13 protein-coding genes and 1 pseudogene are annotated in these 13,179 nt (G+C 69.2%); 9 read left to right on the top strand and 5 right to left on the bottom strand.

The features are described from left to right. Nucleotides 1-61: 61 nt before the first annotated feature. On the bottom strand, nucleotides 62-547 hold the full coding sequence (locus I4J89_RS26220; protein ID WP_196416741.1) for a hypothetical protein: 486 nt from the start codon (nucleotides 545-547) through the stop codon (nucleotides 62-64). Between the two features lie 31 nt (nucleotides 548-578). Next, nucleotides 579-1,529 carry a glycoside hydrolase family protein gene (locus I4J89_RS26225; RefSeq protein ID WP_196416742.1) on the bottom strand — a complete coding sequence of 317 codons (951 nt, stop codon included), beginning with the start codon at nucleotides 1,527-1,529 and terminating at the stop codon, nucleotides 579-581. A 325-nt stretch (nucleotides 1,530-1,854) separates the two neighbouring features. On the opposite strand from I4J89_RS26225, the gene I4J89_RS26230 reads away from it, so the two are divergent. Genes I4J89_RS26230 through I4J89_RS26250 form a run of 5 tightly spaced genes read left to right on the top strand, consistent with a single transcriptional unit; the run spans nucleotide 1,855 to nucleotide 7,464 of the window. Continuing rightward, complete coding sequence (locus tag I4J89_RS26230) at nucleotides 1,855-2,859, top strand: LacI family DNA-binding transcriptional regulator (protein WP_309238485.1); 1,005 nt, start codon at nucleotides 1,855-1,857, stop codon at nucleotides 2,857-2,859. Continuing rightward, entirely contained in the window at nucleotides 2,852-4,450 is a 1,599-nt protein-coding gene (locus I4J89_RS26235) for an FAD-dependent oxidoreductase (protein WP_196416743.1), read from the top strand. The genes I4J89_RS26230 and I4J89_RS26235 overlap by 8 nt, the downstream gene beginning before the upstream one ends. Nucleotides 4,451-4,470: 20 nt before the next feature. Further along, nucleotides 4,471-5,712, top strand: coding sequence for an ABC transporter substrate-binding protein (locus I4J89_RS26240; protein ID WP_196416744.1), 1,242 nt, complete (start codon nucleotides 4,471-4,473; stop codon nucleotides 5,710-5,712). Continuing rightward, on the top strand, nucleotides 5,709-6,650 hold the full coding sequence (locus I4J89_RS26245) for a carbohydrate ABC transporter permease (protein WP_230859618.1): 942 nt from the start codon (nucleotides 5,709-5,711) through the stop codon (nucleotides 6,648-6,650). Before I4J89_RS26240 ends, I4J89_RS26245 begins: the two co-directional genes overlap by 4 nt. Beyond that, nucleotides 6,640-7,464, top strand: a complete 825-nt coding sequence (locus tag I4J89_RS26250; RefSeq protein ID WP_196416745.1) for a carbohydrate ABC transporter permease — start codon at nucleotides 6,640-6,642, stop codon at nucleotides 7,462-7,464. Before I4J89_RS26245 ends, I4J89_RS26250 begins: the two co-directional genes overlap by 11 nt. Before the next feature lie 61 nt (nucleotides 7,465-7,525). Here I4J89_RS26250 and I4J89_RS26255 read toward each other — a convergent pair whose 3' ends face one another. Beyond that, nucleotides 7,526-7,846, bottom strand: coding sequence for a MerR family transcriptional regulator (locus tag I4J89_RS26255; RefSeq protein ID WP_196416746.1), 321 nt, complete (start codon nucleotides 7,844-7,846; stop codon nucleotides 7,526-7,528). Nucleotides 7,847-8,496: 650 nt separating this feature from the next. Here I4J89_RS26255 and I4J89_RS26260 point away from each other — a divergent pair. Then, a complete protein-coding gene (locus I4J89_RS26260) occupies nucleotides 8,497-8,958 on the top strand; it encodes a SitI3 family protein (RefSeq protein ID WP_196416747.1) in 462 nt (153 codons plus the stop codon). Nucleotides 8,959-8,988: 30 nt separating this feature from the next. On the opposite strand, the gene I4J89_RS26265 is transcribed toward I4J89_RS26260, so the two are convergent. Together I4J89_RS26265 and I4J89_RS26270 are read right to left on the bottom strand one after the other, a co-directional pair. Beyond that, nucleotides 8,989-9,567, bottom strand: a complete 579-nt coding sequence (locus I4J89_RS26265) for a hypothetical protein (protein WP_196416748.1) — start codon at nucleotides 9,565-9,567, stop codon at nucleotides 8,989-8,991. Between the two features lie 95 nt (nucleotides 9,568-9,662). Further along, entirely contained in the window at nucleotides 9,663-10,358 is a 696-nt protein-coding gene (locus I4J89_RS26270) for a hypothetical protein (RefSeq protein ID WP_196416749.1), read from the bottom strand. A 157-nt stretch (nucleotides 10,359-10,515) separates the two neighbouring features. Here I4J89_RS26270 and I4J89_RS26275 point away from each other — a divergent pair, with 157 nt between their 5' ends. The 3 genes and pseudogenes from I4J89_RS26275 to I4J89_RS26285 form a co-directional block, all read left to right on the top strand. Next, nucleotides 10,516-11,805, top strand: a complete 1,290-nt coding sequence (locus tag I4J89_RS26275) for an alpha/beta hydrolase (protein ID WP_309238486.1) — start codon at nucleotides 10,516-10,518, stop codon at nucleotides 11,803-11,805. A 73-nt stretch (nucleotides 11,806-11,878) separates the two neighbouring features. Then, the gene (locus I4J89_RS26280) at nucleotides 11,879-12,520 is read left to right on the top strand and encodes an aggregation-promoting factor C-terminal-like domain-containing protein (RefSeq protein WP_196416751.1); all 642 of its coding nucleotides are present in this window, start codon (nucleotides 11,879-11,881) and stop codon (nucleotides 12,518-12,520) included. Between the two features lie 30 nt (nucleotides 12,521-12,550). Next, nucleotides 12,551-13,179: pseudogene (locus I4J89_RS26285) on the top strand (family 65 glycosyl hydrolase); the annotation flags it as partial.

Here is a 13,179-nt window from a genome sequence, read left to right on the forward strand (position 1 = left end):
CCGACGGCGGCGGCAGTGCCCGCCGGGCTGGGCCGACGGCGGCGGCAGTGTTTGGCCGGGATCAGCGCTGCGCCGCCGCCTTGCGTGCTTCGGCGAGTTGCAGCGCCAGCTGCCCTGCGAACTCCAGCCCGGCCATCCGCACCGCGAGAGCGCGCGTCGGGTGCGGATGGCCGTTGCGGGTGAGCCTGGCCAGCCACCGCTTCTCCACCTGCCGGCGGCCGAACATCGCCGCCGCGGAGGCGCCCAGGACGGCGGCGGTCAGTGCGGCCTTGCGCTTGTCGAAGGCGAACTCGGGGAACGCGTCCGGGTCGACCACCGGCCCGCCCTCGGCGACCAGCATCGGCCGGGCGCCGACGACGAGCTCGGGTTCAGGGTCGGCCGAACGGGGCGAAGCCAGGTAGCTGACTCCGCCCACGGCGGCGACGATGCCGAGCCGGGCCAGGCGGCGCCGGGGCGGTGACAGTTCCCGGGCCGCGATCCAGGTGCTGGTGAGCGCTGCTTGCAGGGCGGCCATCGCGATGGCGCGCGGGTAGGAAGCGGATGCCATACCGGCAACGTAGCGCCGCGGGGCAACAAGATCAGGCGGCTCGGGCGATGCAGATGCGGGCGCTCAGCCGGGGCCCGGCCTCGTAGAACATGTACTGCACGCCGCCGTCGGTACCGAACGACGGTGCGGCTGCGCGGCCGTTGTCGCTGGCAGCGGGGGAGTAGAAGACGCCCAGATGGTTCTCGCGGTCGAAGGCGTTGCCCACCTCGGTGATGCGCATCTTGCCGTCGTTGCCGTGGTAGGCGACGTACGTCGTTCCGTTTCGGGCCACCAGCGACGGGCCGGAGATGTCGGTCAGGCCGTCGGGTTCGGGGTTGACCAGCGGGGTCTGGGCGAACTGCCACTGGTCCCAGCCGTTCGGGGACCAGCCGTGGTAGATGCGCCGGCGGCCGGACAGCACACCCATGTAGACCATGACGTATCGGCCGCCGTGGGCGAAGACGCGGGCGTACGAGGTCTCGGTCAGTCCGGGCACGAGACGCGTACTCAAAATGGGTGTTTCGTCCCGGAAGTTGATCCCGTCGGCGGAGCGCGCGACCCGCGTCGTGGTGTTCTCGCCGTGGTAGTAGAGGAAGAACTGGCGGGTGGCGGCGTCCCAGGTGACGTGCGGTGAGGACACGTGCGACACGGTCGTGGTGGGCAGGACATTGTCGATGATCGGGTTGCCGGGGTTCGAGGTGAACGGGCCGGCGAGGGAGTCCGCCCAGGCCACGCAGATGCCGCCGGGCTTCTCGTGCGGGGCGTAGTACAGGTAGTAGCGGCCGCGAGCTCCGCTGATCTTGTCGTAGACGCCGCGGACGCACGGGAAGATGAACTCGCCGGTCGGGTTGTAGCTCAGCGGCAGCTTGAGCGCGTCGCGCAGGTAGGTGTAGGTGGGCATACCGGCTGGGCCGGCGGCCTGGGCGGCGCGCGGTGCGCTGAGCCCGGCGACGCCTGCCGCGCCGAGCGCGGCAGCGCCGCGAAGCAAAGAACGGCGATCCATTGAAGCGGCCTCCTTCGAGGGGTACGGGATCCGCGTGAGCGGCGACGAAAGTGACGGAACGTGACGGGCGGCCCGTCCGGGGCGGGGATGCGTCAACGCAGCGGACCAACCGGGATCTTCTACGCAGCTCGACGCCGATGATGCATCGAAGTTTCGCCACTGTTAACCGCACCGGTCAAGGTACTAATACCTATTAGTACTGGGCTTTCTCGCTCCGAGCCCTTGACGTGCGCCGATGTGGTGCCCCACGATCGCTCCACCGCTTGCTAATGCGTATTAACGCCGTAACAGAGGGGACCCGAACGTGCCATCCAGCAACAGACGGGTGACGCAGCAGGACATCGCCCGGATGACCGGCGTCAGCCAGACCACCGTCTCGATCGTGCTGAACGAGCGCGACGACGCGGCGGTCCGCATCGCGCCGGAGACACGGGAGCGGGTGCTCCAGGCGATCCGCAAGACCGGGTACGTGGCCGATCCGATCGCCCGCCGCCTGGCCGACCAGCGCAACCGGTTCCTCGGCGTGTTCACCTACGAGCCGGTGTTCCCGGCCGGGCTCGGCGACTTCTACCACCCGTTCCTGGTCGGCATCGAGGAGTGCGCCGAACGCATCGGCTGCGACCTGCTGCTGTTCACCAGCGCACCGGTCGTCGACGGCCGGCGGCGGATCTTTCACCAGGACAACCGGCTGCGGCTGGCCGACGGCTGCATACTGCTCGGTCGCTGGCTCGACCCGGACGAGCTGGCCCGGCTCATCGCCGAGGGGCAGCCGTTCGTGAGCGTGGGCCGCCGCGACGACGCGGGCGGGCCGGTGCCGTATGTCGGCGCCGACTATCCGACGGCGACCGTGGCGCAGGTACGCAAGGCGGTCGAGCTCGGCCACCGGCGGATCGCGTACGTGGGTGAGGGGGCGGGAGCCGAGTCGCACGCCGACCGGCTGCGCGGCTTCACGACCGCCGTCCGGGAAGCCGGGATCACCGGCGTGCACGTGCGGTTCACCGAGGCCGCGGACGTCATGGACCAACTGCGAGAACACGGGGTGACGGCGATTTTCGTGGAGGAGTTCGCAGACGGGGCGGTTCTCGCCGAGGAGGCGGGTCGCCGTGCTCTGCGCGTACCCGATGATCTTTCTTTGGTTGCTCTTGGCGATCCCACCCGGCCGGCCAGTACCGACCTGGACTTCACCGGATACCGGATTCCACGCCGGGAGATGGGCTGGCAGGCGGTGGAGGTGCTGTCCGCGATCTTGGATGGCACCGGTGGGGAGACCCAGCGCTTGCTGCCGTGCGAGCCGGTGGCCGGGGCGACGCTGGCGGTGGCCAATGCGTGAGTTGCATGCCGACGTCCTGGTCGTCGGTGGCGGGCTCGGTGGGGTGGCGGCGGCCCTGGCCGCGCTGCGGGCCGGGCGCTCGGTGCTCCTGACCGAGCAGTACGCGTGGCTCGGCGGCCAGCTGACCAGCCAGGCCGTGCCGCCGGACGAGCACAGCTGGGTGGAGATGTTCGGTGTCACCGCCAGCTATCGGGCGCTGCGCAACGGGATCCGCGACCACTACCGTGCGCACTACCCGCTGACCGATCGGGCGCGGAACACCCGGGATCTGAATCCGGGCGCCGGGCATGTGAGCCGGCTGTGTCACGAGCCGCGGGTCGCGGTGGCCGTGATCGAGGCGATGCTGGCCCCCTACCGCGGGTCGGGGCGGCTCACGGTGCTGCAACCGGCGGTTCCGGTCGGAGCGCGGACCGACGGCGATCGGGTCACCGCGGTGATCGTGCGGCACTCCGGCGAGGAGGTCGTGCTGACGGCGCCGTACGTGCTGGACGCGACCGAGACCGGCGAGCTGCTGCCGATGACCGGCACCGAGTACGTGACCGGCGCGGAGTCGCAGGGCGAAACCGGCGAGCCCAGCGCACCCGAGACCGGCGACCCGGCGAACACGCAGGCGCTCTCGGTCTGCTTCGCGATCGACCATCTCGACGGCGATCACACCATCGACCGGCCCGCCACCTACGACTTCTGGCGTTCCTATCAGCCACCGTTCTGGGGCGCGCCGATGCTGTCCTGGCAGACGCCGAACCCGCGAACCCTGGAGACCTCGACCCGCTCGTTCACCCCCAACCCCGACGACGATCCCTGGCTGGTCAACGCCGATCAGCGGGTCAATCCCGGCGACGGAAACCTGTGGACCTTCCGCCGGATCGCCGCCCGCCGCAACTTCACCGACGGCTTCTACCCCAGCGACATCTGCCTGGTGAACTGGCCGATGATCGACTACTTCGAGGAGCCGTACGTCGACGTGCCAGACCCGGCGGCTGTCGAACGCGCGGCCCGGGAGCTGTCGTTCTCGGTGCTCTACTGGCTGCAGACCGAGGCTCCCCGGCCGGACGGCGGCACCGGCTGGCGCGGGCTGCGGCTGCGTGGCGACGTCACCGGCGGCGCCGACGGGCTGGCCATGGCGCCGTACGTCCGTGAGGGCCGGCGCATCCGCGCCGAGTACACCGTCGTCGAGCAGGATCTGTCGCTGGCGGTACGCGGTGACAAGGGCGCCGTCTCGTACCCGGACTCGGTCGGTGTCGGCATGTACCGCATCGACCTGCACCCCTCGACCGGCGGCGACAACTACATCGACGTCGCCTCCTGCCCGTTCGAGATCCCGCTCGGCGCGCTGATCCCGCAACGCGTGGAGAACCTGCTGGCGGCCGGCAAGAACATCGGCACCACCCACATCACCAACGGCTCGTACCGGCTGCACCCGGTCGAGTGGAACGCCGGAGAGGTGGCCGGGGCGCTCGCCGCCTTCTGCGTCACCCGCGGCGTGTCCCCGCGAGCCGTACGCAACACCCCCGGCCTTCTCACCGAGTTCCAGGACCACCTGAGCGCCGACGGCGTCGAGCTGCGCTGGCCCGACATCAGCGGTTACTGAGAAAGGATCTGAAGAGAGATATGCGAAAGACCGTTTCGATAGCCGCGATCGCCCTGCTCGGCGCGTTGACCGCCTGCGGCGGCGGTGGCGAGAGCGAGTCCGGCGGCCCGGTCACCCTGCGGATGACCACCTGGTCGGCGAACCCCGCCCACGTCGAGCTCTTCAACGCGATCGCCGCCGACTACCGGAAGACCGAGCCGGACGTCACCGTCACCTTCGAGGCGCTGCCCCTGGAGAACTACACCACCACGGTCACCACCCAGATCGCCGGCGGCAACGCACCCGACATCGCCTGGATCCTCGAAGGCTCCGCCCCCGACTTCGTCGCGTCCGGTGCGCTCACCGCGCTTGACGACAGCATCGAGAACACCGCCGACCTGGCGCCCGCCGCCACCGCGCTGTGGAAGCAGGACGGCAAGCTCATGGGCTACCCGTTCTCCACCTCGCCGTTCGGCGTATTCGTCAACACCGACATGCTGCGGCAGGCGGGGCAGACCCTGCCCACCGGCGACAAATGGACCTGGGACAACGCCGTCGCCGTAGCCGCCGCGACCGCCGCCAAGACCGGCAAGCAGGGCCTGGTGATCCGCGACTTCGACTACAAGGACTGGAGCAACCTGGCCACCGTCTTCCGCGGCTGGGGTGCCGAGGCCTGGACCGCCGACGGCAAGACCTGCGGCTTCGACCAGCAGCCGATGGTCGACGCGATGACCTTCCTGCACAAGGCGATCTTCACCGGCAAGGCGCTGCCCGCCCCCGGCGTGGCCGCCGACTTCTTCGCCGGTGAGTCGGCCATGACCATCGCCCAGATCTCGCGGGCCTCCCTGCTGAAGGACGGCAAGTTCGGCTGGACGCTGGTGCCGCTGCCGGCCGGGCCCAGCGGTGCCTACTCGGTGATCGGGCAGGGCGGGCTCGGCGTACTGAAGAAGGGCAAGAACGCCGCCGCCGCGCAGGAGTTCGTCAAGTTCTTCACCAGCCCGGCCAACTCCGAGAAGCTCGCCCAGTTCTTCCCGCCGCCGCGGCAGTCCCAGCTCAACGCCGGCACCCTGGCCAAGGCCAACCCGCTGCTCAAGCCCGAGCAGTTGCAGGATGTGGTGATCGACGGCATCGCGAACGGCGTGGTCAAGCCCAGCCACACCGGTAGCGCCGAGATCAGCCAGGCGGTCCGCTCGGCGCTCGACCCGATGTGGAAGCCGGGCGCCGACGTACCCGGCGTGCTGCGTGGTGTCTGCACGGCGATCCAGCCGCTGCTCGCCAAATGACGGTCGTCATGGACCGGGCCGCCAAGGCCCGGTCCGCCCCCTCCGGTCCGCGGTCGTTCTGGACCACCCGCCGCCGCGACCAGCTCACCGGCTATCTCTTCATCACCCCGGCCCTGGCCGGAGCGGTCGCCTTCGTCTTCCTGCCGCTCGTGCTGGTGGTCTGGTACAGCCTGCACGAGTGGAACGTCCTGGCCGACACGTTCACCTTCGTCGGCGCCGAGAACTACCGCAAACTCGCCGACGACCCGAACGTGCCGGCGGTCCTGCGAGCCACCGGCCTGTTCTCCGTCGGCCTGGTCGTGTTCAACCTCGCCCTGGCCCTGCTGCTCGCCGTCCTGCTGAACCAGAAGCTGCGTGGCACCACGGTCTTCCGGGTGCTGTTCTTCTCGCCGGTCGTGGTGTCGCTGCTGGCCTGGACCATCGTGTGGGGCTTCCTGCTCCAGGACAACGGCGGCATCAACGGCCTCCTCGACGCGATCGGCGTCGACGGGCCGAACTGGCTGCGCTCCGGCGGCACCGCCATGGCCTCGGTCGTGGTGGTACAGGTCTTCAAGAACGTCGGCCTCAACATGGTGCTGTTCCTCGCCGCCCTCCAGGGCGTCCCGCAGGAGCTCTACGAGGCCGCCCGCACCGACGGCGCGTCGGCCTGGACCGTCTTCCGGCGCATCACCCTGCCGCTGATCAGCCCGACCATCCTGCTCACCTCGATCATCACCGTGGTCGGCTCACTGCAGGTCTTCGCGCAGATCAGCGTCCTCACCCAGGGCGGCCCGGGCACCTCCACCACGGTGCTCGTCTACTACCTGTACCAGCAGGCCTTCCAGTTCCACGCCTTCGGTTACGGCGCCACCCTGTCCGTCCTGCTGTTCCTCATCGTCCTGGCACTCACCGTGCTCCAGTGGCAGATGCGCAAGAGGTGGGTCTTCCATGAGTCATAGAAGCAAGATCTTCCTGTACGGGCTGCTGCTCGTCCTCTGCGTGCCCTTCGTCTTCCCGACCTGGTGGATGATCACCAGCTCGTTCAAGCCGAACGCGGAGATCTTCTCGCCGTCGCTGTGGCCGTCCGACTGGACGGTGGAGCCGTGGCGGCAGGTGTTCACCATGCAGCCGTTCGCCCAGCAGTACTTCAACAGCGCCTACATCGCCGTGGTGGTCACCGCCGGCACGCTCGCGGTGGCCGCCATGGCGGGGTACGCGTTCGCGCGCATCCGCTTCCCCGGGCAGAACGCGCTGTTCCTGATCGTGCTCACCGGCCTGCTGATCCCGAGCGAAGTGACGATCGTCCCGCTGTTCCGGATCTTCAACAGCCTGGGGCTGGTGGACACCCACTGGCCGCTGATCCTGGTGCCGATGCTGGGGCCGCCGAGCGTGCTCGCGACGTTCATCATGCGGCAGTTCTTCATCACCCTGCCCGGGGAGCTGGAGGAGGCGGCGCGGATGGACGGCCTGGGCCGACCGGCGATCTTCCGGAAGATCGCGTTGCCGCTGGCCCGGCCGGCCCTGGGCGCGGTCGCCATCTTCACGTTCCTGCACAGCTGGAATCTGTACCTGGAGCCGGTCGTCTACATCTCGTCGCAGGAGAAGTACACGCTGCCGCAGGCGCTGACCCAGTTCACCGACGCCTATCAGGGGCAGTTGTGGAACGTGCAGCTGTCCGCGGCGTCGATGACCGCGATCCCGGTGCTGATCGTCTTCGTGATCGCCCAGCGCCAGTTCATCGAGGGCCTGGCGCATACCGGCCTCAAGGGATGAGTGTCCCGGTACGACGAACGGTCCCCCTCGTGATGGAGAAGGACCGTGGCTTTGCCGGGGGTCAGACGGCGTCCGTTGATTTCTCGCGCTGGAGTTTCCGGTTCTGCTCGAGGGCTTCCTCGAGTTGGTCCTCGAGAATGATGATCCGGCAGGCGGATTCCAGGGCGGTGCCCTGGTCGACCATCTCCCGGGCCCGCGCGGCGAGGCGCAACTGGTAGCGGGAGTAGCGGCGGTGCCCGCCGGCGGATCGGAACGGGGTGAACAGTTTCGCCTCATCGAGCCGGCGCAGGAACTCCTGCGAAGTGCCGACGATTTCCGCGGCACGGCCCATCGTGTAGGCGGGATAGTCTTCGTCGCCGAACATGTCGTCGGATTGGGTCATCTACACCTCCGTGACGAGGGCCCCGGCGCGGAAGCGCCGGGGCCCAGGGTTTGCGGGTCAGAAACACCATCTACCGACAGGTTCGTCGGGTTGTCGTATCCGCACCGGCCGTCATTGACGGCTTCGGGTGCGAGGATCGCATAAGCGTGACCGGAGACCACCTCTCGTTCGATGGGAACTGCGGTGTCCGCCCCAGGACCTCAAACGCGGTCGGGTGGCGGGCGATCCAACGGTGTTTGGGCCCTCCCTTTCCTCTGCTTACCGAAACTGATCCTGTTACTCGCCGTTGTCGGAGCCCCACGCGACTTCATGGCCCCGCACACGTGCGGCGAACCTTTTCACCAGGCGGAGCCCTGAACCTGCATTGGCCCCGCCTGGTGGCCCTGACCTGGAACTACGTCAAGGTCTTACCTGCCACTTGCCTGGCCGAGCGAGCCACGACGTGTTTCCGGGCCCTGCTTGACGCTCGGCTCAATCGTCTGCGTCTTCAACGATCTCTGCTGTCAACGAGAGAAACCCTAACCGCCGACGAGCAAGAAATCTAGTACCTCCGGCACAGATTTTTTGGGCCGTCGCTCCCAGGGCCGGTCCGGGCCGGACCGCAATAGACTGGCACCGATGACGGCAAGGCCGACTGGGGGACACCCGCCATGGCCATCGAGTACCTCCTGCTCGGCGATGCCGACTGCGACACCGCCGAGGTGCAGGCGTTCTTCACGGCGGAGATCCGCGGGGACTTCGGTCATCGCGGGACGGCGTTCTGCCACGGCATGTACGTGACGGCTCACCGTGTCGCGGACGAGGAGCGGAGCGCGGAGTGGAGCAAGCTCGCGGAGCTGTTCGGCTTCGAGCACCGCATCACCGCCACCTTCCACCTCTCCGACCTGGCCGACGAGATGACGGATGCCCGCAACACCGAGCTCATGGTCCGGTCCGTCCTCGACCTCGTCACCCGCTACACCTGCCGTGGGGTGCTGCTGTTCAACGGCGACCTGGTCATCGCGCAGTGGACTCCGTCCGAGATCGTGTTCGACTGCGACTGGGAGCCGTGGGCCAAGCTGGAGCTGATCGCCGGGCACACCGTCCGCCGGCTGCCGCAACCCTTGCTGTGACTCAGTCGCCGTCGCGCAGCCGCGAACCGGTCAGGTGAGCGCGGGCGCCATCATCCGCGTCGCCACCTTGGCCAGCTCCGCGTCGGTGGGTTCCCGGCCGTCGTGGTGGTTGATGAAGTGCTTCTCCGCCCGCCGGATCAGCCGCAGCAGGTCCGACACCGAACCCGGGTAGTCCCGGCACAGCCGGACCGCGGCCCGCAGGTACCGGTCCGAGATGGGCGCCATGTACTCCTGCATGCCGGCCTGCCACGCCAGCGGGTGCACCACGTAGCCGGCGGGCAGGTTGCCCGGACCGCCGATGATGCTGAGGATCTGGAGGCGGTCCACCCGCAGCGGCGCGGCCTTGAGTCCGATGTAGGCGAGACCGGCGACGGCGGCCAGGACCGCGACGGTGAGCGCGAGCATCGGGTTGCCGGTGCCGGCCGCCACGACGACCGCGAAGGCCATCACCACCAGCGCGCCGGCCACCAGCACCGGGCTGCCCCCGGTGCCGGGCGCTCCGCGGTGCGCCTCGTCGATCGACTTGCGGATGGCACTGTCGAGCACCTCGTCTTCCGGGCGCCACATGTCGCCGCGTACCGGAACCCCACGGTCGGAGGGTTTGGTCATAGCGGGGCGTCCTTCCGTAGACAGCGCGATCCTCGGGGCGAGTGTCGCGAACATCGGCTGGCCGGAACCGGACTGAAGGAAAACGACGCGCGAAGTCAGGCGAGCAGGTTCTCCCGCATCTCCTTGCCGGGATTGAGGGTGCCGGCCGCGCGGGTGCCGGCGGCGTCCAGGACGGTGACGGTGTTGTTGCGGCGCATCAGCTCGCGGACCGGAACCGGCAGTGGCGGCGGGTTGCCCATGGCGGCGCGCAGCTCGCGGGCGGTGACGATGAGGCGGGTGGCGAGCGTGGCGGCGTCGATGTCGACCCGGACACGGCCGAACTCCCAGCCGTCGATGGTCAGGTCGAGGATTTCGAAGACCTGGTCGAGCAGTGGCTCCGGGTCGGTGATCCGCACGGCCTCGCGGGCCCGGCTGCCGAGACCCTCGACCGCGGCGGTGACCTGGATGTACGGGTGCAGACCGCAGGGTAGGGCGAACAGCGGCCACTGCAGGTGCGTGCCGGCGGTCTGCCAGAGCGGTCGGTAGTTCGTGCGGTCGATGGCCAGCCGGAGGTTGGCGGCCTGGGCGTACATCTGCGCGTAGGCCGAGTCGGCGAACTCGCGGAGGACGGTGACGGCCACGGCGAGGCCGTCGTCGCCGGCGATCAGCCGGGCGACCGCCTCGGCCTGATCGGCGAACGGGGTCTGCACGTGCGCGCCGAAGTTCTGCCGGACCTCACGCAGCAGCTCCCGCTGCCGGACCGGATCCTGCTGGACCTGCCGCTTGGCCGGACCGAACCGCAACCACCGCATGGACGTCTCGTTTCAGCCGCACGGAAAAGACGCGGCAATGTTAAGCGACATTCGCCCTCGGCGTTGTGCGACGGAGACCTCCCGGGCAGTATCCACACTGCGAGTGCAAAATTACCGTCGTCAATCGGGAGGGTCGATGTGGATTACTCGCCGAAGGGTGCTCTCACTGATCACCGGGGTGGCGCTCGCCGCCACCGGACTCGCCGCACCGGCCGCCGCTGAGCCCGTGCCGGCCGGCGCCGAACCGCGCCCGGCCATCTTCATTCATGGCAGCGCCGGATCCGCGATGCAGTTCCGCACGCAGGCCAAGCGCCTGGCGAGCAACGGCTACCCGATCGACGTGATCGAGGCGCACGAGTACGACTCGCCCAACATCGCCACGATCATCACCTCGGTCTACGCGGACCTCGACTCCCGGATCACCCGGCTGCTGGCCGCCAGCGGCGCGGACCGGGTCGACCTGCTCGCCCATTCGCTGGGCACCTTCGTGACCCAGGGCTACCTGAACAGCTCGCCGGCCCGTGCCGCGCGGGTGGCGCACTACGTCAACCTCGACGGGCGGCCGGCCGCCGCTCTGCCGGGTGGCGTGCCGACCCTGGCAATCTGGGGTGAGGGCGATCCGGCGCGTACGGTGGCCGGCGCGACGAACGTCCACTTCCCCGACCAGTCGCACACCCAGACCGTGTCGTCGGAGGAGTCGTTCCGGGAGATCTACCGCTTCCTGAACGGCCGGGAGCCGCGTACCACCAGCATCGTGCCGCAACGTGACGTGCGGGTCTCCGGCCGGGCGGTGCTGTTCCCCAGCAACGCCGGGGTGGGTGAGGCGGTCGTCGAGCTGTACCCGGTGAGCCCGCTGACCGGGCGGCGCCTGACCAGCCGGCCGGCCCGGGTGCAGCCGGTACGAGCCGACGGCTCATTCGGCCCGCTACCGGTCCTGCCCTACGCGCGGTACGAGTTCGCGCTGGTCCGGACCGGGCAGGCGACCCATCACTTCTACTTCGAGCCGTTCCTCCGGTCGGACTCCTTCGTACGGCTGCTGACCAGCCGGCCCGGTGAGGGCATCGGCGCGCTCGTCGACACCAGCGACCGGCACACCGCGCTGACCTTCCAGCGGCAGAAGGAGTGGTGGGGCGACCAGGGTGACGAACTGTGGATCAACGGTAGGAACATCCTGAACGGCGCGAACGCGCCCCGGAACAAGCGGGTCATCGGCGTCTTCGTCTTCGACGACGGCAGCGACGGCGTGACCGACCTCACCGCGCCGTTGCCGGAGTTCTTCGCGGTGACGTTCATGACCGGAATGGACGTGTTCATCCCGGCGGCGCAGCAGCGGCTCGGCACGGTCAAGATCGTGTCAAGGCAGCGTGGTGGCGGTTTCAGTGCAATGCCGGTGCCGAACTGGAAGTCCAGCGAGCACCGCGTCTCCATCGAGATCAACGATCATTGACAGGGAACACCGGGCGCGGAAAACTGCGCCCGGTGTTCTACACAAGGAGCTCCGCGCGACCGTCATACACAGCATGGTGAAGTTCGGTGTGCGGGTGGCCTCGGCGGCGCTCCTGGTGGCTGGAGCGGCCGCCGGTGTCCACCTCGGCGACATGCGGGACGTGCCGCGGACGCAGAGCGCGGCAGCGGTCGAGGACGCGCTGCTCAAGGACCGGCACAACCGCAACATCGCGGCCCGGGCGTACCGGGCGCAGGCCGAGGCGCAGGCGGCGGTCAAGGCGGCCGGCCAGGTCAAGGTGGCGGCCGGGCAGGCTCGGGCACTGGAGCAGAAGCGCAAGGACAAGGTCGCGGAACAGGCGAAGCCGACCGGATCGGTGCCCTACACCGGCAAGATCCCGGAGTCCTGCGGCGAGTTCAAGGGCAACCGCGCCACCGGCTGCGCGCTCATGCTGAAGAAGGGCTTCGCGATCGCCGAGTTCGGCTGCCTGGACCGGCTGTGGGATCACGAGAGCGGCTGGAACCACCTGGCCGAGAACCCGAACTCCGGCGCCTACGGCATCCCGCAGGCCTTCCCCGGCACCAAGATGGCCTCGGCCGGTGCGGATTGGCGGATCAACGCGGCCACTCAGATCACCTGGGGACTCGGCTACATCAAGGGCCGCTACAAGTCGCCGTGCGGCGCCTGGACCTACTGGCAGAACCACCACTCGTACTGAAGGCGCGGCGTTTCCGGCAACCGTCTCCGCATGATCAGTGAGGAGATCTGCCCGGCCGAGCCGTGGCAGGTGCGGGAGACCCGCCTGGACCCGGACCTGCTCGCACAGACCGAGTCGGTCTTCGCCCTGCCGAACGGCTATCTCGGCCTGCGCGGCAACCTCGACGAGGGCGAGCCGTACGGCATCCCAGGCACCTATCTCAACTCCTTCTTCGAGGAGCGGCCGCTGCCCTACCCGGAGGGCGGCTACGGCTACCCCGAGCAGGGTCAGACGGTCGTCAACGTCATCGACGGCAAGCTGATCCGGCGGCTCGTCTCGTTCACGCAGCGCTCGGTCGCCGCCGTCGTCTACGAGGTGGAGGCGGTCGACCGGCAGGTGCGCGTCACCGTGCAGTCCGGTCTGGAAGCCGGCGAGGAGCAGGTGAAGGTCTCCGACGACCCGCGGGTCGCGGCCGCCCTCGAACACCCGCTCGAGGCGGTGGAGCAGGACGCCGAGCAGCACGGGGCGGTGCTGCTGCACCGTACCCGCCGGAGCGGCCTGCTGATGGCCGCCGGCATGGACCACATCGTCGAGGCCCGCGGCGACCACCAGGAGGAGACCGACGTGGGGGCCGACAGGGCGCGCCCGCCCGTGGGCGCCCAGCAGGCGCCCCGCGCGCG

This window comes from Actinoplanes aureus (assembly GCF_015704865.1).
GTDB lineage: Bacteria > Actinomycetota > Actinomycetes > Mycobacteriales > Micromonosporaceae > Actinoplanes > Actinoplanes aureus.